Source organism: Brevibacterium sp. LE-L, from assembly GCF_050214925.1.
Classification (GTDB): Bacteria; Actinomycetota; Actinomycetes; order Actinomycetales; family Brevibacteriaceae; genus Brevibacterium.
On record NZ_CP189759.1, the window covers coordinates 1209324 to 1233363 of the forward strand.

19 protein-coding genes and 1 pseudogene are annotated in these 24040 nt (G+C 65.2%); 10 read left to right on the forward strand and 10 right to left on the reverse strand.

The window, feature by feature from the left end; genetic code table 11:
* The 5 genes and pseudogenes from ACQE2J_RS05435 to ACQE2J_RS05455 all read right to left on the reverse strand — a co-directional run.
* Nucleotides 1-300: pseudogene (locus ACQE2J_RS05435) on the reverse strand (DUF6716 putative glycosyltransferase); the annotation flags it as partial.
* 54 nt (nt 301-354) lie between these two features.
* Complete coding sequence (locus tag ACQE2J_RS05440; protein WP_426937273.1) at nt 355-1614, reverse strand: DUF6716 putative glycosyltransferase; 1260 nt, start codon at nt 1612-1614, stop codon at nt 355-357.
* Complete coding sequence (locus ACQE2J_RS05445; RefSeq protein ID WP_240689875.1) at nt 1601-2710, reverse strand: hypothetical protein; 1110 nt, start codon at nt 2708-2710, stop codon at nt 1601-1603. The genes ACQE2J_RS05440 and ACQE2J_RS05445 overlap by 14 nt, the downstream gene beginning before the upstream one ends.
* Nucleotides 2703-4127 carry a polysialyltransferase family glycosyltransferase gene (locus ACQE2J_RS05450; RefSeq protein WP_426937274.1) on the reverse strand — a complete coding sequence of 475 codons (1425 nt, stop codon included), beginning with the start codon at nt 4125-4127 and terminating at the stop codon, nt 2703-2705. Before ACQE2J_RS05450 ends, ACQE2J_RS05445 begins: the two co-directional genes overlap by 8 nt.
* The gene (locus ACQE2J_RS05455) at nt 4127-5098 is read right to left on the reverse strand and encodes a glycosyltransferase family 2 protein (RefSeq protein ID WP_426937275.1); all 972 of its coding nucleotides are present in this window, start codon (nt 5096-5098) and stop codon (nt 4127-4129) included. The genes ACQE2J_RS05450 and ACQE2J_RS05455 overlap by 1 nt, the downstream gene beginning before the upstream one ends.
* A 213-nt stretch (nt 5099-5311) precedes the next feature.
* Here ACQE2J_RS05455 and ACQE2J_RS05460 point away from each other — a divergent pair, with 213 nt between their 5' ends.
* A complete protein-coding gene (locus tag ACQE2J_RS05460) occupies nt 5312-7147 on the forward strand; it encodes a polysaccharide pyruvyl transferase family protein (RefSeq protein WP_426937276.1) in 1836 nt (611 codons plus the stop codon).
* 169 nt (nt 7148-7316) lie between these two features.
* On the opposite strand, the gene ACQE2J_RS05465 is transcribed toward ACQE2J_RS05460, so the two are convergent.
* From ACQE2J_RS05465 to ACQE2J_RS05485, 5 genes are all read right to left on the reverse strand, one after another.
* Entirely contained in the window at nt 7317-8204 is an 888-nt protein-coding gene (locus tag ACQE2J_RS05465) for an N-acetylneuraminate synthase family protein (RefSeq protein ID WP_426937277.1), read from the reverse strand.
* The gene (locus ACQE2J_RS05470) at nt 8201-9496 is read right to left on the reverse strand and encodes a cytidylyltransferase domain-containing protein (protein WP_426937496.1); all 1296 of its coding nucleotides are present in this window, start codon (nt 9494-9496) and stop codon (nt 8201-8203) included. Before ACQE2J_RS05470 ends, ACQE2J_RS05465 begins: the two co-directional genes overlap by 4 nt.
* An 864-nt stretch (nt 9497-10360) precedes the next feature.
* The gene (locus ACQE2J_RS05475) at nt 10361-12346 is read right to left on the reverse strand and encodes a dolichyl-phosphate-mannose--protein mannosyltransferase (protein WP_240689873.1); all 1986 of its coding nucleotides are present in this window, start codon (nt 12344-12346) and stop codon (nt 10361-10363) included.
* A gap of 186 nt (nt 12347-12532) precedes the next feature.
* Nucleotides 12533-13927, reverse strand: a complete 1395-nt coding sequence (locus ACQE2J_RS05480) for an IS1380 family transposase (RefSeq protein WP_426937234.1) — start codon at nt 13925-13927, stop codon at nt 12533-12535.
* A 176-nt stretch (nt 13928-14103) separates the two neighbouring features.
* Nucleotides 14104-14274, reverse strand: a complete 171-nt coding sequence (locus ACQE2J_RS05485; protein WP_425120256.1) for a hypothetical protein — start codon at nt 14272-14274, stop codon at nt 14104-14106.
* 38 nt (nt 14275-14312) lie between these two features.
* Between ACQE2J_RS05485 and ACQE2J_RS05490 the strand changes: the two genes are divergently transcribed.
* The 9 genes from ACQE2J_RS05490 to groES all read left to right on the forward strand — a co-directional run bounded on the left by ACQE2J_RS05490 (nt 14313) and on the right by groES (nt 24021).
* Nucleotides 14313-15158, forward strand: coding sequence for a DUF4190 domain-containing protein (locus ACQE2J_RS05490; RefSeq protein ID WP_240689871.1), 846 nt, complete (start codon nt 14313-14315; stop codon nt 15156-15158).
* A gap of 164 nt (nt 15159-15322) precedes the next feature.
* Complete coding sequence (locus ACQE2J_RS05495) at nt 15323-15862, forward strand: DUF4190 domain-containing protein (RefSeq protein WP_425120255.1); 540 nt, start codon at nt 15323-15325, stop codon at nt 15860-15862.
* A gap of 209 nt (nt 15863-16071) precedes the next feature.
* Entirely contained in the window at nt 16072-16503 is a 432-nt protein-coding gene (locus tag ACQE2J_RS05500) for a DUF4190 domain-containing protein (RefSeq protein WP_425120254.1), read from the forward strand.
* A gap of 116 nt (nt 16504-16619) precedes the next feature.
* On the forward strand, nt 16620-17504 hold the full coding sequence (gene rsmI, locus ACQE2J_RS05505; protein ID WP_193096446.1) for a 16S rRNA (cytidine(1402)-2'-O)-methyltransferase: 885 nt from the start codon (nt 16620-16622) through the stop codon (nt 17502-17504).
* Nucleotides 17505-17815: 311 nt separating this feature from the next.
* Complete coding sequence (locus ACQE2J_RS05510; protein ID WP_135540349.1) at nt 17816-18880, forward strand: hypothetical protein; 1065 nt, start codon at nt 17816-17818, stop codon at nt 18878-18880.
* Between the two features lie 212 nt (nt 18881-19092).
* Complete coding sequence (gene metG / locus ACQE2J_RS05515; RefSeq protein WP_426937278.1) at nt 19093-20808, forward strand: methionine--tRNA ligase; 1716 nt, start codon at nt 19093-19095, stop codon at nt 20806-20808.
* The gene (locus ACQE2J_RS05520; RefSeq protein ID WP_426937279.1) at nt 20808-21779 is read left to right on the forward strand and encodes a TatD family hydrolase; all 972 of its coding nucleotides are present in this window, start codon (nt 20808-20810) and stop codon (nt 21777-21779) included. The genes metG and ACQE2J_RS05520 overlap by 1 nt, the downstream gene beginning before the upstream one ends.
* Nucleotides 21780-22124: 345 nt before the next feature.
* Nucleotides 22125-23333, forward strand: coding sequence for a ubiquitin-like domain-containing protein (locus ACQE2J_RS05525; protein WP_425120252.1), 1209 nt, complete (start codon nt 22125-22127; stop codon nt 23331-23333).
* A 394-nt stretch (nt 23334-23727) separates the two neighbouring features.
* On the forward strand, nt 23728-24021 hold the full coding sequence (gene groES / locus ACQE2J_RS05530; protein ID WP_039209993.1) for a co-chaperone GroES: 294 nt from the start codon (nt 23728-23730) through the stop codon (nt 24019-24021).
* Nucleotides 24022-24040 lie beyond the last annotated feature (19 nt).

A 24040-nucleotide genomic window follows, 5' to 3' on the forward strand; every position in this document is an offset into this window, starting at 1 on the left:
GTAGTTGCGGACCAGCCATTCAGGGGAGGGGAACCCGATCGACCCGGCGGCCACCTCGGCGAGGGTGCCGGTGGCGTCTGAGTCGGCGAAGACCTCGTTGAGCAGCTCGGCGCTGAAACCGAAGTCCGAGATTAGCAGGGTGGGGATGCCGCGATCGATGGATTCGAGTGCCGCGGTCGAGGAGACGGTGACCAGTCCGGCACCGGGGACGAGGAACTCATCGAGGGGTCCGACGACCAGGGTTGAGTTCTGCAGCACCACCGAAAAACGGGAGGAGCGTCGAGTCACGGCGGCCTGCACCCGGGTCTCGGCAGCCAGGCAGTTTCTCGGCGGTCAGCCCGAGCTGGGAGAGCCTCAGCGCTGGTAGCGCAGCCTGCGGTAGGTGCGTACGAGAGGGGCCGGGGTCACGGTCCGCAGCTCGGCACGGATGAGCACACGCTTCTGCCTGAGCACCGCCGATCGGCGGTTCGGCAGCTGCCCGGTCCGGGCCCGCAGTGCGAGCAGCCCCAGGTGACGCCGCAGGGCACCGGTGACGGGATGGAAGTAGTTGCGGACCAGCCATTCAGGGGAGGGGAACCCGATCGACCCGGCGGCCACCTCGGCGAGGGTGCCGGTGGCGTCTGAGTCGGCGAAGACCTCGTTGAGCAGCTCGGCGCTGAAACCGAAGTCCGAGATTAGCAGGGTGGGGATGCCGCGATCGATGGATTCGAGTGCCGCGGTCGAGGAGACGGTGACCAGTCCGGCCCCGGGGACGAGGAACTCATCGAGGGGCCCGAACCCGAACTCGACGCGATCAGCGCCGGGCCGGCCCTGTTCGCGAAGCTCATCGAGGATCTCAACGTAGGAGTGCTGCTCGTGATGGGTCTCGAACTCGCCGGGACGGGATCGCAGCTTGATGACGGTCCTGGACTCGGGATGGCGGTGAGCGAAATCCGCGAGGGCCGCGACGATCGCGGTGCGATCCTCCGCCGACTGCGGTACCTTCGCCTGCGGTGCGAAGATCAGAGACTGCGGGATCCTCGCTGAGTCTCTGACCTGCGGAACCGAGGTCGATCGCAACATCGGCAGGCGGGCCAGCAGGACCTCACAGGGCACCTGCGCAGCGGTGCTGGCCTCGGTGTACGCGCCCACCTCGGCGGTCGAATGGGCGATGAAGGCATCCATGAGCCGGCGATAATTCATCCCCTTGCGGCTGGCCGGCAGGCCCATTCCGGGCAGACCGGACACGAGCGCGGGGCGGTCGGCGCGGGTGTGCGCGGTGAGGAAGACCTGGGCGACGATCGGTCCGGTGGCGGCGCCGAGGACGATGTCGGGGGAGTGGTCGGCGATGATCTGGGCGAGGTCGGTGCGGGAGATGACGGGGATCTCGCGGTGCTGCCAATCGGTGCCGGCGACGGCGCTGGCGATCTGTTCGTCGGTCGGCAGGATCGGACTGTCGATGAGGAAGACTCGGCCCTCGACATCCGGAAGGGTCGACAACAGCTGGGTCGCCCACTTGAGATAGGACTCGCTGTCGGAGACCGAGAGGATGCGGATCGGCTCGGAGCCCTGTGATCGGCGCGGAGGCAGGACAGGCCCACTGGAGTAGGGATCCGCTGGTTCAGGAATCGTCATCAGCCTTGACCGATTGGGCGTTGAGGGACTGTCGCAGACTATCGGGCGAGGCCCCGGTCCACCACTTCGCGGGGATCTCGGTGACGTCGATGGTGACCTCCGGATTGAGCACCGCCAAGGACACCGCGGCGGTCGAAGGCAGGCTGCGGATCGTCGAATCCGGCGGCAGGTTGATCAGCCGCAGCTCGATCGGGAGACCGAGATTCTTGATCCGCACCCGATCATCGCGGGCGAGATCGGCGAGGAACTCCTCGGTCTCACGTCGGTGCGGGTAGTAGGTGATCGACCCGTGGGCGTCGATGATGTCACCGACCCACGCCCGGTAGGCCATCGCGTCGATGAGCCCATCGGCGGCCAGTGACGAACCGATGACCGGGTTGTCACGCGGGTGACTGCCGCCGGTAGGCAGGGTCTGGAGGTGTTCGAACTTGTGACGGGTGATCTCGCCCCCGACCTTGAGGAACGCTGTGCGCAACGGCTTCGCCACCGGCAGTGCGGTATGCCAACGCAGTTTGCCCACCGTCGCCAGACCCCGCAGCCGGTCGGCGACGTGCGCGGCCATGACCGTGCGGGAGGCCTTGAGCTTCTGCCGCGGCCGGACGAGGGGACCGCGCTTGGCGGTGAGGATCTCGATCGTCGAATACGTGGCCAGACCGTCGTCGAGGATGACGACCTCGGGCATGCGACGCTCCAGATACGCAAGCGCCAAGGCTTTGTGCACCTGACCGGAGCAGGCATCGCCGAGGTAGATCCGATCGAAGTGCGTCTTGCGCAGCAGTTTCGGCTTCGCTCCGTCGCGTTCGAGGCGGACGTTCTTCGGCAGCCAGTCGGTGTCGAAGGCGTCGAGGAAGGAAGTCATCCCCTTCGCGCTCGCCCGCGCTCGGATGAGCAGATCCTCGGTCGGCTCGTGGGATTCGAGAGCGGAGAGGAACTGCAGAGGGGATTCGACGAAGGCGACCGAGGCGAGCCCGGTGCCCTTCTTCTCGGCAGTATTCTCCGCTGTCGTCTCGGCAGTATTCTCGACCGTTGTCTCGACAGTCTTCTGGGTCTTCTTCGGGTTCGTCGCAGTATTCTCAGCCATGAGCAGCTCAGCCATTCTTCCTCAGCTTCGATGTATCGACGGTGATGCCGTAGTCCTTGAGCACGTGCTGTGTGCGTTTCGCCTGGGAGATCAGTCGCTGTTTGGCAGCGCTGAGCGTCTTCCGATGCCGGGGCATCTCCAGCCGCCCGGGCAGATCGAGCGCGGTCAGGCGTTTGCGCTTGAAGTACTTCATATCCGGTCCGCCGACCGCACCGTCGAGGAAGTCGATCGCCTTCTGCCGCAGATACGAGGCGGATTTCGACTGCATGCAGTACGTGACGGCATCGATGAGCGGATTGAGGTCACGCGGCGCACCGGGTCCGGCGGGCGCACCTGACCCGGCCCCCGCCTCGGCGAGGGTGCCCGGGAGGGCATACCTGCCCGAGTGGAGGGCGTCGATGATCGTCAGCGGAATGCGGTTGCTGTTCTGATACGGCGCGAGTGCGGCCAACAGCTCCATGGTGCCGACGGCCGCGGTCGCACAGCCGTAGAGTCCCTTCGCGGTCGCCAGCCCGGTCGAGAAGCAGGAGACGACGAGCTCGGGGCGAGTGGCGGAGACGACGATCTCGGCGAGCAGCGGAACATCGGCGAGGACGAAATCGAGTCCGAGTTCCTCACTGCGCCGCCGCAGCGGTCCGATCGTCGTCCGCGCCGAGGTGGGGTGCGGCTTGAAAACCACCGTGCTCAAGCCGGCGGTCTTGACCACGTCGAGCATCTGCAGGTGCAGGTCGAGTTCCTCCTCCGCCGTGATGAGGTCGAGCTGCGCGAGGTACTGCCCGAGCACAAGGGCACTGGACTCGATCGGCGCATCGAGGCGGGCGCTGGCCAAGTCATCGGCCACCTCGGCGGTCATGTCGTCGATGACCTTGGCGAGGTCCGCTGCCGGCAGCACCACCCGCTCGGGTTCGTGTTCGGCCAGCTGACGGGGAGTGATGCCCGGCAGCAGATCCGTGTAGCAGATCGCCCGCAGCCGCTGCCACTGCGGCAGGGTGAGCGGATTGCGGATCGGACCGTAGCTCATCAGTCCGTCGGAGTGGACGCTGATATCGGCGGTGGCGAAGATCTGCGTGAGAGCGCCGGCCGGGTGGCTGGGCAGGGATTCGACGATGAGTTCGAGCGGTTCTGCCTCGGCGATGTCCCACTCCCGGCGCAGGGCACGCTCCATGATCGGGGCGCGTTCGCCGGAGATGCCGAACGCCTTCGGATGGTTCGGCCAGATCGTGGCGTTCCAATCGATGACGAGGTCGAAGTCACTCAGCAGCCCCGCCGACCCGGGCATGGCATCGGCAGCCGGGGTGAGCTCGGGAGCGACGGAATTGTTCGCCACGACGAGGATCCGGCGCCGCTGCGGATCACCGAGGCGGCCCGCGCGGATGAGAGCGGACAGATTCGCGAGCTGGTACTGGGTGGAGATCTCGATGATCTGGGTCATCAGCGGGCCCTCCTGACGATCGGGTCGATCACGGGCAGCCGGCGTTCGCCGTAATTCGTCAGCGCGAGGTCGATGACGTCGTCGCCGATGGTCTTGAGCGTGTGCACCGCGCCGAGGTTGAGCTTCTCGCGCACCTCCCGTGACATCGACGAGCCGCGGTTGACGATCTGGAAGTAGAGGATGGACAGAAAGTTGCGCACGGCTTTGTGCTCGAAGCGGCGGAACTCCGGTCTGGCTTCGAGCATCGCGAAGACCGAACGGAAGGCGGGGATGAAGTCGAGCTGACGCTCGTCGAAGATCGCCGTCAACGAGGTGGTGCTGCCCTTCCGATAGCACAGGCCCGCCGTGTCGACGACGGCGAAGGAATCGGCTTCGAGGTGGTGACGCCACGTCCAGGGGCGGTCCTCGCAGGTGCGCAGGTCCGGGCTGAAGTCGAGCAGCCCGTGGACGGCCATGGACCGGGAGTAGATGCCGGTCCAGCATTCGGGGAAGTCGACCATCGTCGAGGCGTCATGCGGCAGGATGTGGTCGCGCGGGTCCAGCGCCGTGTTGTGCTTGGCACACGGTGCCCGCCGCAGCTTCCGATTGAAGCCGTTGACGATGAGGTAGTTCGTCTTCACGAAATCCACGCCGAGTCCGGTGATCGCGTCGGTGAGCGAACGCAGGTGACCGGGGGCGTACCAGTCGTCGGCGTCGAGGTAGGTGATGGTGCGTCCGGTCGAGGCCTCGAGGGCGATGTTGCGGGCGGTGGAGACCCCACGTGATTCCGGGTTGTGGATGTCGACGAGATTGAGCCGATCGGCATACTCGCCGATCACCCCGGCAGTGTCATCGGTCGAACCGTCGTTGACGACGATGACCTCGAGTTCGTTGGCGGCGAAGTCTTGGTTGACCAGGCTCTGAAGAGTTCCACCGAGGGTGTCCTCGGCATCCTTCGCCGCGATGACGACGCTGACGACTGGTGGGGGCATGTGGTCCTTTCGCGAGCCGGAGGGGACGGGCGGACCTGACCCCTCCGCGGTGTCCGGGCGGCGGCCCGAGTGGTCCGGGTGCCGGCCCGGGTGGGCTGCTGGCACGTCCGAACGATCGTAGAAGTGAGAAGAGAACGGAAAGTGGCGCGCAGGTGTCCGGGAATGTTCGCCTTCGTTCACCTGGTGTTCTTCCGCCGCCCATAGTCTTGGCCGATGCGGAGCCTGCGACTCTTCCACTTCGACATCCCGACCTGGGGCAACTTCGGCGACAAGGCACTGTTCCCGGTGGTCAGGGACGCCTTCCGGGTCCTCGGCGGGACGGATTCCGGGCAGGCGGAGCCGAACTTCACGTTCGCCTCGGCGGCGGCACTGCGACGCGAAGTCGACGAGGCGGCCGTGGCCCGGATCAACGCCACCGCCGATGCCGTCGTCATCGGCGGGGGAGGACTGTTCCTCCAGGACACGAACCCGAACCGGCTGTCCGGGTGGCAGTGGAAGATCTCCGCCGAGGCGCTCGCCGCCCTCGACGTGCCCCTCATCGTCTACGCGGTCGGGGACAACAGGTTCCCCGGGCAGCCGGAGTTCGACGAACTCATGCGCACCCACGTCGGACAGGTGCTCGACCGGTCGGCCTTCTTCGGCCTGCGCAACACCGGATCGATCGACACCATGAGCCGAGTGCTGGGACAGCGGGAGCGGATCGCGTTCCAGCCGTGCCCGACGACGATCCTCGATCACCTGTACGCGCCATTGGCCGGGCGGAGACCCGACCCGCGAGAGAAGACCGTGGCGATCCAGATGCTCGTCCACGCGCGGCAGATCGCTGCCGGATACGACGCGACGACCATCCACGAGGCGACCGTGCGTGCCGCGCGGATCCTCGTGGACAAGGGGTGGACAGTGCTGAGCACACCGTTCCATCCCGACGACGCCGCGGTCTCGGCCAGGATCGTCGCCGAGGTGGCCGGAGTCGAAGAGGTGCGACTGTACGGCCATGACGTCGGGTTCTTCTCCGGCCTCGAGTTCTTCGCCTCGGTTCCGTATGTGCTCGGCGGGCGCGGGCACGCACAGATGATCCCGTTCGGGGTCGGCTCGATCCCGGTCTCCCTGGATCTGCACGCGAAGCTCGGCTATTTCGCCGCCGACATCGGTCACCCGGAGCTCGTGGTGCCGGTCGGGCCGGAGGGAACGAGACCCGTCGCCGAGGCGGGCGGTGCGGATTCGGCCGCCTCCATGCTGCCCATGGGTTCGGCGTTGCTGCCCATAGGTTCGGCGTTGGACCGCGCCGAGGCGGCCGATGTGCTGGCCGACCGGATGGTCTCTGGCCTCGAGGAGGCGTACTCGCACGGTGCCGAGCTGCAGGCCGACCTCGCCGACACCCGTGCCCGGTTTGCGACGATCACTGCGGAGAATCTCGCCGGCATCCGCGACTCGCTGCGTGCGCGGTCCCACCCGACGCCGTCTCTGCCCGGCCGAGCCGAGGCACCCGTGGGCACAGCAGGGGACAGCCTCGCCGGCTCGCCTCTGCGTCCGGTAGGGGACGGGCTTGCCGACTCGCCCCTGCGCGCCGCGGGGGACGGCTTTGCCGGCTCGCCTCTGCGCGCCGCGGGGGACGGCTTTGCCGGCTCGCCTCTGCGCGCCGCGGAGGACATCCGTGCCGAGGAGTTCCACGTCGCTGCCATCGCCGAATCCGAGGAGGTCGCGGCTCAGCAGGCTCGCGCCCTCGCTCGGGCCGATCGCGATCTCGCCCATGCCCGACGAGAGCACACACAGACCCTCGACGATGTTCGGAAGCGAGCCCGGGCGCGACTGCGAAGTGTCGAGGAAGACCGTGATGATGCGCTCGCCGAATCCCGACGGCATCGCGCCGAGGCCGTCGAACTCGAACAGCGGATCGCCGATATCTCCGCCGCGGAAGAACACGCCCGTCAGGCCCTCGAAGCCGAGCGCGGCCGCACTGCCGGTGAAGTGGCACGAGTCCTCGCCCGGAAGATTCGGCACGGAATCGGGTGGAGGATCCGCCGGCTCACCGCGATTCGTCGACGCTGACGATAACGGCTCGGCCACCTCGGCGAGATACGGCTCGGCCACCTCGGCGAGAGTAGAGGGGACCGAGCCTGCCAACGGCGAGGGAACGCGAAGCGGCGCCACCGCCTCGGTGAGGTGATGGCGCCGAATCAGCGCTTGCGTCCGGACTCTGTCGGGTGTCAGGTGAGGGTCAGACCGTGACCTTGCGCAGCGAATCGATCTTCGACTCCTCGCCCGGCATCACGCGTTTGTGACCGTCGCCGAACGCGGATTCGAGGACGCGCACACCCTTGACGAGCGAGGCGAACTCGCGCGGCTCCATCGACGCGGACTGGTCCGAGCCCCACATCGAGGAGTCGAGCGTGATATGACGTTCGATGGTCACCGCACCCAGGCCGGCGGCGGCGAAGGAGACCTCGAGGCCGAGCTCGTGACCGGAGTAGCCGACGGGCACTCCGTAGCGCTGCCGCATGGCCGGGATCGCCTTGAGGTTGACCTCTTCGGGCGGCAGCGGGTAGGTCGAAGTGGCGTGCATGAGCACGAGCTTGTCGCGATCGAAGACCTCGACGGCACGGTCGAGGGTCTCCCAGTCGGACATACCCGAGGAGCACAGGACGGGCTTGCCGGTGGCGGCGATGGCCCGCAGGAGCTCGAAGTCCGTCAGTGAGGCCGAAGCGACCTTGTAGGACAGCGCATCGAATTCGTTCTCGAGGAAGTCGACGGAGTCGGTGTCCCACGGGGAGGCGAACCACTGCAGTCCGACTTCCTTCGCGTAGCGATCGATCTCGGTGTATTCGTCGACGCCGAATTCGACGCGGTGCTTGTAGTCGATGTAGGTCATCTCGCCCCACGGGGTCGAGCGCATCTTCGACTTCTGGTGTTCGGGGACGGCCACCTCGGGGTTGCGCTTCTGGAATTTCACAGCCTGGGCACCGGCGGTGACGGCGACGTCCATGAGCTGTTTGGCGATGTCGACGTCTCCGTTGTGGTTGATGCCGATCTCACCGATCATGTACACGGGCTGGTTCGGGCCGACGAGGTGTTCTCCGATGGCCACGGGGACGAATTGATCAGTCATGAAACCTGCTTTCGGTTGGCACGCGCCGAGGCTGCGTGGTTGGTGAGCAACGACCGTTGCTGCTGGGTGGACGGTTGGCTGTCTGTGAAGGTCGATGGGTGTCCTGTGGCGGTCCGCAGCGAGGTCAGGGTCGGGCCGGCAGGGGAGCCGGCCGCCTCGGCGGGGATCGGGATGAGGTCGCAGACCTCACGAACGGCGCCTCTGCCTCCGGGGCGGTCTAGGACCACCCGGGCGGCGGCGAGGACCTTGGGGTGGGCGTCGGCGACGGCGACGGGCCAGCCGACGACGTCGAAGGCTTCGAGGTCATTGATGTCGTTGCCGACGTAGGCCACCCGGGCCGGGTCGAGACCGTTGGTGTCGATCCAGGCGTTGAGGATGTGGGCCTTGTTGTCGATGCCCTGGGCGACGTCGACGTTGAGCTTCTCAGCGCGACGGGTCACGACCGGGTTGCGTTCCTTCGACAGGATCATCACCGGGACCCCGGACTTCACGAGGCGGGAGATGCCCATGCCGTCGCCGCGGTGGACGCGGACCTGTTCGTTGCCGTCCTCGTCGACGTAGGCGCCGTCGTCGGTGTGGACGCCGTCGAAGTCGGTCACCAGGGCGTCGACGTCGATGACCTGGGCAGTCTCCTGGGTGGAGGCGATGGCGCGGACGAGGGTGAGGTCGGACATGTCGTCGATCTCGCGGGCGTGCTCGGGAGGGACTTCCTCGATGCCGATGCGGCCGAAGAAGCGGTGTTCGTGTTCGAGCAGGCCAGCAGTGCGCATGACGTAGAAGGCGCCGGTCTCGTTGAAGTGCTTGGCTCGGTCCTGGCGGCGGGGACGGAAGTTTGCCTCATGTCCGACGGCCACGGCCTGTTGTGCATCATCGTCGTCGAGGCGCCACAGGAACGAGTGGTCCTCGACGGCGGAGAACACGACGTCGGCCTCGTCGTCGCGGACCGTGCGGACGGCGTTCTCGATCGAGGCGGAGTCGATGAAGGGGGAGGTGCACTGCATGAACACGGTGATGTCGAAGTCCTCGTCGAGGGTCGACAGCGTGTGGATGAGAGCGGATTCGCTGGTCGCGGTGTCGCCGGCGATCTCGGCGGGACGGTGGGCCACCTCGGCGCCGGCGCGTTGAGCTTCGGCCGCGATGCCGTCGTGGTCGGTAGAGACGACGACGCGACTGATGCTGGGGCTGGCCTGGGCGGCGTTGATGGCGCGGGCCAGCAGCGAGACTCCCGCGACCTTCTGCAGGTTCTTCAGCGGGATGCCCTTCGATCCGCCGCGCGCCGGGATGATGGCCACCGCGCGGGGTGTGTGGGGTGTGGGTTCGGCGTGTGGCGTGCCGGTCGGTGTGGCGTGGGGTGTGCCGGCTGGTTCGGCGGGTTCGGCGTGAAGCGTGCCGGCTGGTTCGGCGGGTTCGGCGTGAAGCGTGCCGACTGGTGCGTTGGGTTCGGCGTGTAGCGTGCCGGCCGATGTCGAAGTGGTGCGTTCTGCCGGTGTCTGCTCGGGGGCGTTCGCGGCAGTGGGGGCGCTTTCTGCCGCTTCGCTTGCGGCCGTGGTGGTGCTCGCAGCCGGCGTCTGCTCGGGTGCGTTGGGTGCGTGGGTCGTCGAAAGCTCATTCACAATGATTCGACGCTAACGACGCGGTGTTACCTCCAGGTGAACACGCCATGTCGCCGAGGCGACCCTTCGGTGGCGAAGCCGTGACGGACCGCCTGAAGCGTCGACGAGAGCGGTGGCGTGCAACGTTTCTGCAGGTGGCGGTCGCAGGCGGCTGAGGCAGCGGTCGCGACAACTTTGCGCGGCAGCTGGAGCGGCCCGGGCAATGGCTTCGGGTGGGCTGGTGGCGACGACTTGTGGCTGCGAAGCACCCTTTGCGTCGTGGGTGGGCCGCTTGAACACTTTTCGTCCATTTCATCAGGACGCGAACTGACTGCTTGGACGAAAAGTGGAAATTCGTGGACGAAACCTGGAAGAGGCCGGACGAAATATAGAAGTGCGTGGACGAAAGCTGGTTTCGGGCCCGGGGCAGCGGCGTGAGAGGCCGACGAAGCGCGGCACCCAGCGGTCAAACGGTCAGGAGTCAGGTATCCCGCGGCCAAACGGTCAGCGGTCAGGTACCGCGCGGCCAAACGATCCACGGCCAGGTAGCCTGCGGCCAGACGGTCAGCGCCAGGTGATGTTCCACATGCGGTCGTTCCAGGCAGAGAACGGGATGACTTCGCCGGTGTAGACGGGCCAGAAGTAGGCGAAGGCGAGGACTGCCGCCGCGAGGATGATGCCGACAGTGAATCGGCGAGCGAACAGAGCCGCTGAGATGCGAACGAATCTCCGCTTCGCTGCACTGCCGACCCCAGCCACACCGCTGCCCCCGGCACGAGCTGCACTCCCGGCACGACCTACACTCCCGGCACGACCTACACTCCCGGCCTCTGCCGCACCGTTGCCACGACCGCCACGAGCCGCACTCCCGCCCCCTGCCGGACTACGGTCCCTGCCCGCGTGACCCCACAGCAGCGAGAGGCAGTAGGTCACGGCGAGCACCACGAACGGCACCATGACGATCGTGTAGAAGGTGAAGATCGTCCGGTCCTGGTAGGCGAACCAGGGCAGCCAGGTCGCGGCGAGGCCGCCGAGGATGACGGCCGGGCGAACATCGCGGCGGATGATCCATACGACAAGGCAGATGAGCAGGGCGAACGGTGCCAGTCCCCAGATGACGGGGTTGCCGACCGAGGTGATCGCCGAGGAGCACTTCTCCGCCACACACCCCATCGAACCGTGGTCGTAGGACTCGTAGTAGAACGACGTCGGCCGCCATTGCACGATCCAACCCCACGGGTTCGACATGTACGGGTGCTCGGAGTCGAGACCGACATGGAACGAATACGCCGTGTAGTGGTAGTGCGCCAGCGACGGCAACCACTGCAGCCAGTCCGGCAGCGACTGCCACCAGCCGAAGTTCTCGGCCGCCCACTGCCGATCCCACGCATCGGTCGACCGGATCCAGCCCGACCAGCACGCCAGATAGGTGACGAACGCGACCGGCACGAACTTGAGGAACGACATGATGCTGTCGCGAATGAGCGCGCCCAGCCACGGGTGCACGACCCCGGCCCGATGCCGCGAATGCACATCCCACGCGACGAGGAGAATCCCGAACACCGCAGCCGCGTACAGGCCCGACCACTTCACGCCCATCGCCAGACCGATGCTGATTCCCGCGGCGATGATCCAGGGACGCACGCCGAGGCGGGGCCCGAAATTGATCTCGTCCCGCCGTTTCCGGTGGCGCCTTCGTTCCTCGGCAGTGGGGACGGAGACCGGTACGGAAGCGACGGATCCGGGGGAATCTGCGGAAGCGACGGATCCGTGGGAGTCTGCGGAGGGGGTGGCCGCCTCGGCGGGGGACTGCCGGTGCGGTTCGGCGCGCGTGGGGGTGAGGCTTCCGCTCTCAGAGGTGCGCTGGGTCCAGGTGGCCAGACGCTTCGTGACGAATTCGCGATCGAGGAGGATGAAGAAGAAGGCGAGGAGGACGAAGGCCATGAGCACGATGTCGAGCAGGCTCGTGCGGGAATGGACGAAGTGCTCGCCGTCGATGGCGAGCAGGCCGGCGGCAACGCAGGCGAAGAACGGTGAGCGCAGCAGCTTCCAGGCGATGACGCCCATGAGGAAGATCGTCAGAGTGCCGATGATCGCCACGGAGAAGCGCCAGCCGAACGAATCGTCGGCACCGAAGATGTCCATGCCTGCGCCGATGAGCCATTTGCCCAACGGCGGGTGGACGACGTATTCGGGACTCGGTTCGATGACGCTGGGGTCGCCGGCGTTGAAGGAGTCGTCGGCGTTCTCCGGCCACGAGCGTTCGTAGCCGAAGTTGAAGACCGAGTAGCCGTCCTTGACGTAGTAGGTCTCGTCGAAGATCAGTCGGTGGGGAAAGCCGAGGCGGAACAGACGCAGGGCCAAGCCGATGACGGTGATGACGAGCAGCGCCGGCCACATCCACACGGGGGCGCGGGTCGCCCACATGCCGGCGTGGAAGGTCTTCCGGCGCATGGCTGCGGCTCCGACGCGGACCTTTTCGCGGTGCCTGGCCCGGCGCTCGCGGGCGATGCGCCTGGTGGGGGCCGGGGAGTCTGCGGTGTGTGTCATCGCCTTCCAGTTTAGCCTTGATCCACCGATCTGCTTGATGTCCGGTGGCCCACTCGAATTTGAGCTTGGGCACGATGAGTGGGCAGGAGGTAGTGTCCCGGTCTCTCACCGGTCTCTTCCACATTGAGCCTCCCAGAGCCTCCTCCATGACTGCGGTCTCGGGCCCCCTTCCAAAGGGCGAATTGGTCAGGTCGACATTGTCCGGGGTGGTCCCAACGCCGATTGCCATAACCGGGAGAACTCCGTCGCCCACGGCCAGGCTCTGGGCAGGTGCAGGATCAGTTTCCTGGCCCGGTGAGCAATCCGAGCCGGAACCCCGATGATCCGTGTCCGCAGCGTCTGGGCGCGCACTTTGCTCATCCGCCCGCCGATGATCCCGGCAGCCGCCCGTAACAGGTTGTGAGTGATCGCTGCGATCGTGAGCCAGGCAGCGTTGGCGTTGAACACTCCGGAGGGCATATGCGCCAGGGCACCATTTTTCAGTTCCGCATTGATCTGCTCGATGATCGCGTGCCTGCGGTGCACTTGATCAGCAACAACGGTGTCGAAACGATCCTGATCGACGGTGGTGAAGAACGCGTGGTAACGGAACAAGTCGAACAATGGGTCCTGCCCGGCAGCGCGTTTCGTCTCGTTGAGCTCCGGGATGCGGCGGACGACCAAGCGGCCCGTAGTTTGCAGCGCCTTCTTCTTCGAGGTGAACGCGGTGAACGGAACCTCGGCGACTTCAGCCTTACTGACCCAGGCACCGGACTCCTCGTCATAGATCGCATCGGGGTACTCGATGCCAGTCCATGCGTCGTCGCTGATCGTTCCGATCGCTGCTTTGACCCTCTTGTCCATGCGTACCGTGATCGACACATTGGCCCCGGCATCGTGGGCGGCTTTGGTCACGGTCGATGAGTAGTATGCCGAGTCAGCGCGAACGAGCACCGCAGCACCAGGGTTGATGCGTTTGGTGGTGGCCACAGCGTCGGAGACGAACTTATCAGCACCACGTGCTGACGAGGTCGAGCCTTTGCGCAGACGCTGGCCCACAATGATCTGGCTGGAGTCGCGGGTTGACGCGGTCGCCAACAGTGCGTTGAGGCCGCGACTGCCTTGGTAGCCGAACCCAGCTCCCTGCTTCGACGCAGAGTGAACGTCGATGACGGTGTCGTCGACATCGACGAAGACTGTGGATGATTGCTCGTTGTCCTGACTGGCCGGCAGCAGAGGGGTGTGTTCATTGAGGTTGGTCAGGAAGCGGGAGGAGATGGCGTCGAGTTGTCTGACGTGGCCGAAGGCGAACGAGCGGAGGAACGAGCCCAAAGTCGAAGGGGCATAGACGCGGTCGAAGAGGTGTTTCATGCCGCCGTGGCGGAGGATGTTCATGTCATCGATCGAGTCAGCCCCGGCGGCCATCCCCGCGACCAGTGTGGCCAGCTTCGCTGCTGGGTTCGCGCCCTTATCGGCCCCGGTGGTGGTCACGGTCAGATGGTCATCGGCAAGGTCTGGCAGGGCGGCGTTCTGGGCCAGTGCCATGGTCGGGACGAGCCCGGTGGCAGCGGTGAGGTTCGTGTCGTCGAAGGAGTGGGACACAGTCGTGGGTGTGTGGTTGAATAGCACCTGAGAGGTGCCCCTTTCTGTGTGGGATATGGAGACTTAGAACATCACCATTTTCCCAGTTCAGGAGGGGCATTTCCATTTCACGCGCGGCTTGATCCGGCTACTCGCATCGGTGGATCAAGGTTTAGAGATCACGGCGGGGCGGACTCTCATGCGACCCGCAGGGAGCAGGCGACGAGCCTCTGCGCGTGGTGGGAAGCGTGACGCCGCCGGAGACGAGGCGGGGCGGCGTGTGGTGGGAAGCGTGACGCCGAGGCGGGGCGGCGCGTGGTGGGAAGCGTGACGTTGCCGGAGACGATCGTGCCGAGATCGTTGGGCATTCTGCAGTCGACACCACTAGGGTAGTAGGGAACGAAGAGTGTCTGAGTGGAGAACGGTGCCGAACGTGTCGAACAACCCCGAATATCGCCCGAGCGACCCACCTCAGGTCGGCTCGCAGCAGGTCAACAACAACTACGGATCCCAGCCACAGTACGGTTCGGGGCAGGGCCAACAGTATGGCTCGGGTGCTGGGCAGTACGGCTCGGGTCCCGGGGCCGAACAGTACGGTTCCGGCGCGGGGCAGTACTCGCAGGGTCAGCAATACGGCCAGGGCGGCTACAGCCAGGGTGGTTACAGCCAAGGCGGAAGCTACGTCCAGGGTGGTTACAGCCAGGGCGGAAGTTACGGCCAGAGCGGCTACAGCCAGGACGGTTACAGCCAGTTCGGTGCCAACGGTGCGTACGGGCAGGCGGCCGGATACAACCAGCCCGATGCCTACAGCCAACAGGGTTCCTACGGTTCGTACAGTCAGCCCGGCTCATACGGCTACGGCCAACAGGGTTCCTACAGCCAGCCGATGACCTACGGCGCCCAGCCGATGATCGTGCGTCCCGTGCCGAACAAGATGGCCGTGTGGTCGATGTGGATGGGCATCGTCGGACTCGGCGGCGGCTTCGTCTGCGGCCTGCTGTCCATGGTGCCTGTCATCGGCATCCTGTTCAGCATCGTCGCGATGTTCCTGTGGATCGCCCCGCTGCTGGCAGTGATCTTCGGCCATATCGGACTCGGGCAGATCAAACGCACCGGCGAAGACGGCCGTGGGCAGGGCATTGCCGGCCTCATCATGGGCTACGTCAGCATCGCGCTCGGTCTGCTGGGTCTCATCATTGTGATCGGATTCTTCGGACTCGGCTTCATGGCCATGCTCGGCAGCGGGTACTGAGCCGCCTCAGCGGAGGTGGGTGCTGCCTTGTCACGGGTGGTGCAGGACTGGAACACGATTCGCCGTTGAGGGCACCCACGCCCCGATAGCGTTGACATCAGTCATCGAGAACCGGATCGCACGGTGTCTCGAACACCCGCCACAGCCATCGGAGAGCAACTGACATGGATACCCGCGTACTGCCCATCGGGTGCACTTACACCGGATCGAACCGTGCGCCGGCGACCCCTGCAGCGCGGGCCCAGATGCACACTCCTGCAGCGCGGGCCCAGGTGGCGGCTCCGGCGGCTCACACGCCAGCTCCTGTGCACGGCCCTGTCTCCGTACCCACTCCGGCACCCGGAATCGGGCCCGTCACCTACGGCAACGCGGCACCGGTCGCCAGCTACGGCAATGCGGCACCGGTCGTCGTCTACCGGCAGGTCGCGCCGACGAACTCCTCGGCGATCGTCGCGTTGGTGCTCTCCGTCATCTCGTTCATCTCATCGGCCTTCTTCCTCGGTTTCATCGGCATCATCTTCGGCCACATCGCCCGCAGGCAGATCAAACGCCGAGGCGAACGAGGCAACGGCATGGCCGTGGCCGGACTGTGGGTGGGCTACCTGAGCGTGATCTTCTGGATCGTGTTCTGGTTGGTGTACCTGGGCATCATTGCGCTAGTCATGGGATTCGCCATCGCTGCCGAGACCGGAACGATCAGCTGAGGCTCGTGCCTCGGGCGCGCCACGAGTGTTTGACCCCGCCCGGGCAGACGACGACGGTCAACGACAGACAACGACAGACGACGGCCCACGACAGACGACGACAGACGACGACTTTCGAAACCACAACTGTGACAGACCTGTAACCGCGCCGCCTTTTGCCCGAAACGACGACTCTGTACCGTTGAAGGCAGACGCAAGGAGACCTCATCATGAGCAGCCAGAACAACTGGAACAATCCGGACATGTATTACCAGCAGCCCTTGTCGAACTCGGGCGGCCTCGGTGCCCAGTCATACAGCCAGAACCCCGGATATGCGGCAAACGCTCAGTATGCCGTCGGGCCGGGGTACGTCTACCAACCGCTGCCGCCGAACAATGTGCTGGCCATCATCGGCATGTGCGCCTCGATCTTCGGCGTCGTCTCCGGAGTCTTCATCGGCGGCATCGCCGGCGTCATCATGGGCCATATCGCACGCAAGCAGATCAAGGAACGCGGTGAGCGCGGCGACGGCATGGCAGTTGCCGCCCTGTGGGTCGGCTATATCGGCACGGGACTGTGGCTCCTCTTCTGGGGCGTGATCCTCCTCTTCTACTTCGGTACGTTCGCTCTGCTCTTCGCCACCGGAGCAGCCGCATCTTGACCGAAGACCCCAGCACGTCTGAGCCTCAGCTCGACCCCGACAACACCCCCGCCGAGGCACCCGACCCCGACGGCGCCCCCGCCGAGGCACCCGACCCCAACGACACCCTCGCCGAGGTGCCCGACCCCGATGACGACGACCGTTGCGTCCCAGCGAGGTCGGGTCCGGACCTCACCGGCGGGCGACTCATCCTCGTCGGGACTCCGATCGGCAACCTCGGCGATGCGAGTCCGCGGATGCGGCAGGCCATCGAAACCGCCGACGTCATCGCCGCCGAGGACACCCGCCGGTTCCTCTCTCTGGCGCAGCGTCTGCAGCTGAGCCACACGAACCGGATCATCAGCGTATTCGACCACAACGAGGGCCATCGCGCCCCCGAGCTGGTCGAGCTCATCAATGCGGGGCAGACCGTGGTGCTGCTCTCCGACGCGGGGATGCCGGCCGTGTCCGACCCCGGATATCGCGTGGTCAGAGCCTGCGCCGAGGCGGGACTGCCGATCACGTCGACGCCGGGCCCGTCCGCGGTACTGATGGCCCTGGCGGTCTCCGGGCTGCCGAGCGACCGGTTCAGCTTCGAGGGCTTCTTGCCGCGCAGATCCGGTCAGCGCAAGAGCCTGCTCGAGGAGCTCAAGGCGGAGAAGCGGACGATGGTCTTCTTCGAAAGCCCCCACCGGATCGCCGACACGATGGATGACTTCGCCGAGGTCATCGGCGAAGATCGACCCATGAGCATCAGCCGTGAACTGACGAAGACCTACGAGGAGACGCTGCGGGGGACCGTCGGTTCGCTGCGTGAACGCGCCGCAGCGGGACTGCGAGGGGAACTGACCCTCGTGCTCGCCGGTGCCACCGAAGTCGAGACGGCTCCGGAGGACCACCTCGGCGAGGTCAGCGCACTCGTCGAGTCCGGGATACGTGCGAAGGATGCGGCCGGGCAGGTGGCGAAGAAGTTCGGCCTGTCGAAGCGCGACGTCTACGAAGCCTGGCTTCACCGCGAGTGACGCGACTCGTGCGCAGCAGGGTGTGGACAACTGGCAGCCCAGTTTTGGGTGAGTAGCCCACATTTGAAGGTGGGCTATTCATCTCAAACTGGGCTATGAGCGAGGTTGAATGGTTGGTTGACGCTGTTCTCATGTGCTCCCGGGGGCGAGTGGCGCGCGTTCCCGGAGGCTGACGACGGCTCGACTCGAGCGCTGACGCTTGTTGACGGACTCCGTGCTGAGACGTTGTCGCTGTGTGGACGCCGGAGCTGACTCCACAGCAACTGAATTGAGTATTGCTGTATCAGAACGTGGTTCGGCAGTGTGCCGGCATGAAGAACAACGTCGTGCATTTCAAGGATCTTCGCAATGCTGGAGCCTCCACGGCAGATATCCGTAGTGCATTGGGATGCTGTCTGCTGAAGGTCTCGCGTGGAGTCTATTCGGTAGTCAGCCGGTGTGAAGTCCGTGCCCACCGATACTTCTCTCCCTTCGCCACGGACTCGGCTTGGATGACGTATCACGAGGAACAGCGCGACAAGGAGCGTTCCCAACGGCGCAGATACGAGGCGAATCTGAAGCGTCTGCAGGTCCTTCATTATCCTCACTACCGCGCAGAAGACACCGTGTTCGGGGTCTCAGCGGCACGGCTGCACAGGATCGGTATGTTCGACGAGCCGGATGAACCGGTGTCGGTGTTCCACCCCGTGTCAAGCACCAAATCACCCGAGCTGATCAGGCGACGCCGAACAATCTCAGCTGAAGACGTCTGCCAGGTGGAGGGGCTCCGAGTCACTTCTCCGGCTCGAACTGCCTTGGATCTGCGGGCCGAGCTCGGCAGCGCCGCGGCGTTTGCCGCAATGGAACAGGTGATCAGATGGCATCTACTCGGCAACGACGAAGATCTGATCTTCAGGCTCGGGTATTCGTCGCACCTGCTGGACGAGGTGCCGGGTGCAGTCGCAGATTTATTCGGAGCGCCCATCGCCCGCCTGACGCGGGGCGGCAAAGTGTCTGCGAGACTGGTCGCGCTCGCTTCGCCGTTGTCCGAAAGCTATGCGGAGAGCAGAGCCGCATTCAACCTGCATCTTCTGGGGCTGCATGACTTCGTGCAGCAGGTGAATATTGCCGATGACGGCCGACTTCTGACAAGACTCGACTTCCTCCTTCGCGAGGACAAGGTCGCTCTCTATGTGGATGGGACCCAGAAGTACGTTGACGGCGGCTTTGACGTCATGAACAAAGAGAGCCGACAGCATAATCGACTGTTGGCGATGGGCTATAAGGTGTTGCGCTTCAAGTTCCATGAGGTTCTGAACCCGAAGACCTTCGGGCAGAAGCTCTTCTTTCAAGCACCTGAACTGCGTCGTCGGTGCGGGCAGCCGCTGGTTCCGTGATTTGGTGCCGGGGTGCGAACCGTTTCAGCCCAGTCCGAGGTGAATAGCCCACCTTCAAATATGGGCTACTCACCGCAGACTGGGCTATTCGCGAAGACTCGGCCAAGTCCCACCCGCACCCCCGGCCCGAAAGCACCCGTGCCCGCCCGCACCCCCGGCCTGAAAGCACCCGTGCGCGCCCGCAACCGCGCGTCCCTTAGACTGTGTGACCTATGGGTTACTACTTGACGACAGCGATTGCCTACCCCAACGGGGCCATTCACATCGGGCACGCCTATGAGTACATTGCGGCCGACACGATCGCCCGGTTCAAGCGACTGGACAATCACGAGGTCTTCTTCTGCACCGGCACGGATGAGCACGGGCTGAAGATGCTGCAGGCGGCGAACAAGCTCGGCATCACCCCGAAGCAACTCGCCGACGACAACGCGAAGAACTTCCGCGACACCCAGCTGGCCCTCGGTTCGACCTTCGACCGGTTCATCCGCACCACCGACGAGGACCACTATGAGGCGTCGAAGGCGATCTGGCGCAAGCTCGAAGAGGCCGGCGACATCTACCTCGACACATACGCCGGCTGGTACTCCGTGCGCGACGAAGCCTTCTACACCGAGGACGAGACCGAAGTCGTCGACGGTGTGCGCCTGTCTACGGAGACCCGCACCGAGGTGACCTGGACGGAGGAGGAGTCCTACTTCTTCCGCCTCTCGAAGTACCAGGACAAGCTGCTCGAGCTGTACAAGACCCATCCGGAGTTCATCGGCCCGGACTCCCGTCGCAACGAGATCGCCTCCTTCGTCGCCTCCGGGCTCAAGGACCTCTCGGTCTCCCGCACCACCTTCGACTGGGGCGTGCCGGTCCCCGGCAATGAGAAGCACGTGATGTACGTGTGGATCGACGCCCTGACCAACTACCTCACCGCCGCCGGATACCCGAACGACGACGAGCGCCTCAACAAGTGGTGGCCCGCCGACGTCCACATCATCGGCAAGGACATCATCCGGTTCCACAGCGTGTACTGGCCGGCGTTCCTCATGAGCGCGGGCATCGAACTGCCCAAGCGCGTCCACGCCCACGGATTCCTCTTCAACTCCGGTGAGAAGATGTCGAAGTCCGTCGGCAACGTCGTCGACCCGCTCGACCTCGTCGATGCTTTCGGCCTGGACACACTGCGCTTCTTCCTCTTCCGCGAGTTCTCCTACGGCCACGATGGTTCGTACACGAAGGACTCGATCATCACCCGCAAGAACGCCGACCTCGCCAACGAGTACGGCAACCTCGCCCAGCGCTCGCTGTCGATGATCCAGAAGAACTGCGACGCCCAGGTACCGCAGCCCGGCACCCTCACCGAGGCGGACGAGGCCCTTCTGAACCTGGCACGTGCAGTCCCGGACACGGCCCGCCGCCACGTCGACACCCAGGCCCTCCACCTCTACGTCGAGGCCTGCTGGAAAGTGCTGTCCGAGGCCAACCGCTACTTCTCCGCGCAGGAGCCGTGGAAGCTGAAGAAGACCGACCCGGAGCGTATGGCCACCGTGCTGTGGGTGACGATCGAGGTCGTGCGCATCATCTCGATCCTCATCCAGCCCGTCATGCCCGATGCGGCCGGGAAGATCCTCGACCTCCTCGGCGTGCCCGCCGGAGTCAGTGAGGCCGGGGCGAAGGTGCTGCCGACCGCCACCGAGTCCGGGTCCGGCGCCGAAGCGATGGCAACCGTGAGTGCGGGAGCGGCCATCGGCGTCGCCGCCGGGGCCGCATACGCCTCCGCGGCTCTGGCCCCGAACGTCGCCGAGGCGGCCGCCGGCGGTCTGGCCGCCGCCGACGTCGATCCCCGATCGTTCGCAGCCGTGGAGTTCCCGCTCGAGCCGGGCACCCCGCTGCCGAAGCCCGAACCCGTGTTCCCGAAGTACGTGGAGGAAACCGAATAATGGCCTCGCGCGCCGCCGGAACCTATCCACCGGTGCCCGAACCGCTGACCCACCCCATCGTCGACACCCACACCCACCTCGACATCTGCACGGGTGTGCGTCTGCCCTTGGGCGCAGGTGAACCCGAACCGGAGGTCTCCCCGGATGCGGAGGAGGAGTTCCCCTCCCTCGATTTCTTCCACGACACCGCCGCCGAGGCGGGGGTCCGCCGTATCGTCCAGATCGGATGCGATCTCCCGGCAGCGAGGTGGACGACTGAGCTCGTCGCCTCCCAATACGCCGGCACCATCTCCGGGACGGCCCTAGGCTCGACCGTGCCCACACCTCCTGCCAACGGCCGGACGTGGATGCTCGGCGGGGCGGCCCTCCACCCGAACGAGGCTCCGCGGCTGGCAGAACGCGGTCTGCTCGACGATGCTCTGACCGAGATCGAGACGCTCGTGACCTCCCACGACCGGATGCGTGTGGTGGGGGAGACCGGCCTGGACTACTTCCGCACGGGCGAGGAAGGCATCGCCGAGCAGCAGCGGTCCTTCCGCGCCCACATCGAGATCGCCAAGCGCACCGGTCGGGCCCTGCAGATCCATGATCGCGAGGCTCACGCCGATGTGCTGCGCATCCTCAGAGAGGAAGGCGCCCCCGAGGTCACGATCTTCCACTGCTTCTCCGGTGATGAAGCGATGGCCCGGGAGTGTGCGGCCGCAGGCTACTTCATGTCGTTCGCCGGCAACCTCACATTCAAGAACGCCGAGGAGCTGCGCCGAGCCGCGGCAGCCGCGCCGCTGGACCTGCTGCTGACCGAGACCGATGCCCCCTTCCTCACCCCGCACCCGCACCGCGGTAAGCCCGGCGGGCCGTACCTGACGGCGATCACCGCCCGGAAACTCGCCGAGGTGCGCGGAATGAGCGAAGAGGATCTCTGCTCGGCGGTGTTGGCCAACGCGGAGAGAGCGCTCGGCAGCTGGGACTGAATCACCGCTGCGACAGATTTACTGCTGCGATGCGTGGCCGCGTTGCATTGCCGCGATACACGGCGGCGATGCGTGGCCGCGATGCATAGCCGCGAATGATGGCAGCGATGCACGGTCGCGAATCACTGCGGCGATACACGGCCGCGAAACATGGCGGCGATCACGTAACGGTGGGCCGCCTCGGCGCGGGAATGTCACGACCGGCACCGCCCCCGCAAACACGGGAACCCCAGGTGACACGCGCCCTCAGGAAACTCACACCGTTACATTTCCGTGATATTTTGCCAGCGGTGTAACGAATCGGTTACAGTGAACTGGTCGATAAACTCTGCTCAGGGATATTTTGTGATTGATTTTCTGAAGAACCGCAAGGTTCAGATCGCCGCACAGGCGGTCGTCATTACCGGACTCGTGGGTGGCACGGGCGCGGTCGTCTCCATGAACAAGCCCGTGACCTTGGAGGTCAACGGGCAGGCCGAGGAGATCCGCACCTTCGGCGGAGATGTCGGTGACATCCTCGACAGCCACGACATCGATCTCGATAAGCGTGACAAGGTCAAGCCCGGCGTCGACACGAAGGTCGACCGGGACATGACGATCACCGTCAACACCGCGAAGAAGGTCTCGCTCTCCGTCGACGGAGAGAAGACCAGCGAGTGGACCAACGCGAACACCGTGGGTCAGGCGCTTGCCGACCTCGGAGTCGATGCGAAGGGAGCCGACCTCAACACCGATGCCAAGCAGCGGCTGAAGGAAGACGGCAACGACATCGACGTGACTACGGCGAAGGATCTCACCATCGTCGCCGACGGCAAGGACCACAAGGTCTCGGCCGCAGTCGGCACCGCGAAGGAAGCACTCACGGAGTCGGGCGTCAAGCTCAAGAAGGACGACTTCCTGTCCGTGCCGATGTCCGCTTCGCTCTCCGACGGCCAGGTGCTCACCGTCAACCGCGTCGAGAACAAGACCGTCAAGGACGAGCAGGCCATCAAGGCCAAGGTCGAGACCAAGAAGTCCGACTCCCTCTACCAGGGCGAGACCAAGGTCGAGTCCGAAGGCAAGGACGGACAGAAGCAGGTCGTCTACAAGGTCAAGACCATCAACGGCGAGCAGGTGAAGAAGGAGAAGAAGGACGAGAAGGTCCTCTCCGAACCCAAGACCAAGGTCGTCATCCAGGGCACGAAGAAGAAGGAGACCCCGGCTGACACCGGCGGCTCCGACTCCGGAAGCTCGGACTCCGGCGGCTCGGACTCCGGTGACTCGAGCACCGGCGGCGGCGACTCCGGTTCGACCGGCGGCTCGATGAGCACTGCCGAGATCAAGGCGATGCTCGGCGGACCCGGCTCCAAGTGGTATTCGATCGTCGAGTGCGAATCGAATTTCAATCCGAAGGCCTCGAACGGCACCCACTTCGGTCTGTTCCAGTTCCTGCCCTCGACCTGGCAATCCATGGGTGGCAGCGGCAACCCGTCTGATGCCAGCCCGCAGGAGCAGTTCCAGCGTGCGAAGAAGTTGCAGGCGCAAGAGGGCTGGAGTCAGTGGCAGTGCTCCTGAGCACCGGCCAGAGCCTTCGCTGAGACAAGATCTGACCGCCGTTGACAACAGATATCGACAACTGAGCTGAGGCGGTCGGAATGGGCGTGGGCCCCGCGGAGAGATCCCGGGGCCCACGCTCTCTGCATTCACGGGATGTCGGGTCAGGCCGGCCGGGCTGCCCGGCCGGCATGTGGGCCCAGACTGAACTTTCGCCCAGAGCATGACGAATTGTTGGCACTCAAGTTGACCGAGTGCTAAAGCCGTTCTAGAGTCAGAATTAGCACTAGCACTCATCGAGTGCCAGTTTCATAAGACGGTCGAATCGCTCGGCACCCGCGACGACGAGAGGTTCAAGGCAGCAGCCGCCGTCTGACTCAATGAAATAGAACCCAGCGAAGGGAGAGAGCCCGAAATGTCGGTCTCCATCAAGCCACTCGAAGATCGGATTGTCATCCGTCAGGTCGAAGCAGAGCAGACTACCGCCAGTGGTCTGGTCATTCCCGAAACCGCCAAGGAAAAGCCTCAGGAAGGCGAAGTTGTCGCAGTCGGCCCCGGCCGCGTTGCTGACAACGGAAACCGTGTGCCGGTCGACGTCGCCGTCGGCGACAAGGTCATCTACTCCAAGTACGGAGGCACCGAAGTCAAGTACGCAGGCGAAGAGTTCCTCGTGCTCTCGGCTCGCGACGTGCTCGCCGTCATCGGCTGAATCCTCTGAACAACTACTT

Bases quoted from the DNA above. Each gene is read 5' to 3' on its own strand.
- ACQE2J_RS05500 (WP_425120254.1), top strand. From the start codon at position 16,072: ATGAGCAGCCAGAACAACTGGAACAATCCGGACATGTATTACCAGCAG.
- ACQE2J_RS05510 (WP_135540349.1), top strand. From the start codon at position 17,816: ATGAAGAACAACGTCGTGCATTTCAAGGATCTTCGCAATGCTGGAGCC.
- ACQE2J_RS05450 (WP_426937274.1), bottom strand. From the start codon at position 4,127: ATGACCCAGATCATCGAGATCTCCACCCAGTACCAGCTCGCGAATCTG.
- ACQE2J_RS05455 (WP_426937275.1), bottom strand. From the start codon at position 5,098: ATGCCCCCACCAGTCGTCAGCGTCGTCATCGCGGCGAAGGATGCCGAG.
- ACQE2J_RS05520 (WP_426937279.1), top strand. From the start codon at position 20,808: ATGGCCTCGCGCGCCGCCGGAACCTATCCACCGGTGCCCGAACCGCTG.
- ACQE2J_RS05460 (WP_426937276.1), top strand. From the start codon at position 5,312: ATGCGGAGCCTGCGACTCTTCCACTTCGACATCCCGACCTGGGGCAAC.
- groES (WP_039209993.1), top strand. From the start codon at position 23,728: ATGTCGGTCTCCATCAAGCCACTCGAAGATCGGATTGTCATCCGTCAG.
- metG (WP_426937278.1), top strand. From the start codon at position 19,093: ATGGGTTACTACTTGACGACAGCGATTGCCTACCCCAACGGGGCCATT.
- ACQE2J_RS05495 (WP_425120255.1), top strand. From the start codon at position 15,323: ATGGATACCCGCGTACTGCCCATCGGGTGCACTTACACCGGATCGAAC.
- ACQE2J_RS05445 (WP_240689875.1), bottom strand. From the start codon at position 2,710: ATGGCTGAGCTGCTCATGGCTGAGAATACTGCGACGAACCCGAAGAAG.
- ACQE2J_RS05440 (WP_426937273.1), bottom strand. From the start codon at position 1,614: ATGACGATTCCTGAACCAGCGGATCCCTACTCCAGTGGGCCTGTCCTG.
- ACQE2J_RS05485 (WP_425120256.1), bottom strand. From the start codon at position 14,274: ATGCCCAACGATCTCGGCACGATCGTCTCCGGCAACGTCACGCTTCCC.
- ACQE2J_RS05465 (WP_426937277.1), bottom strand. From the start codon at position 8,204: ATGACTGATCAATTCGTCCCCGTGGCCATCGGAGAACACCTCGTCGGC.
- ACQE2J_RS05475 (WP_240689873.1), bottom strand. From the start codon at position 12,346: ATGACACACACCGCAGACTCCCCGGCCCCCACCAGGCGCATCGCCCGC.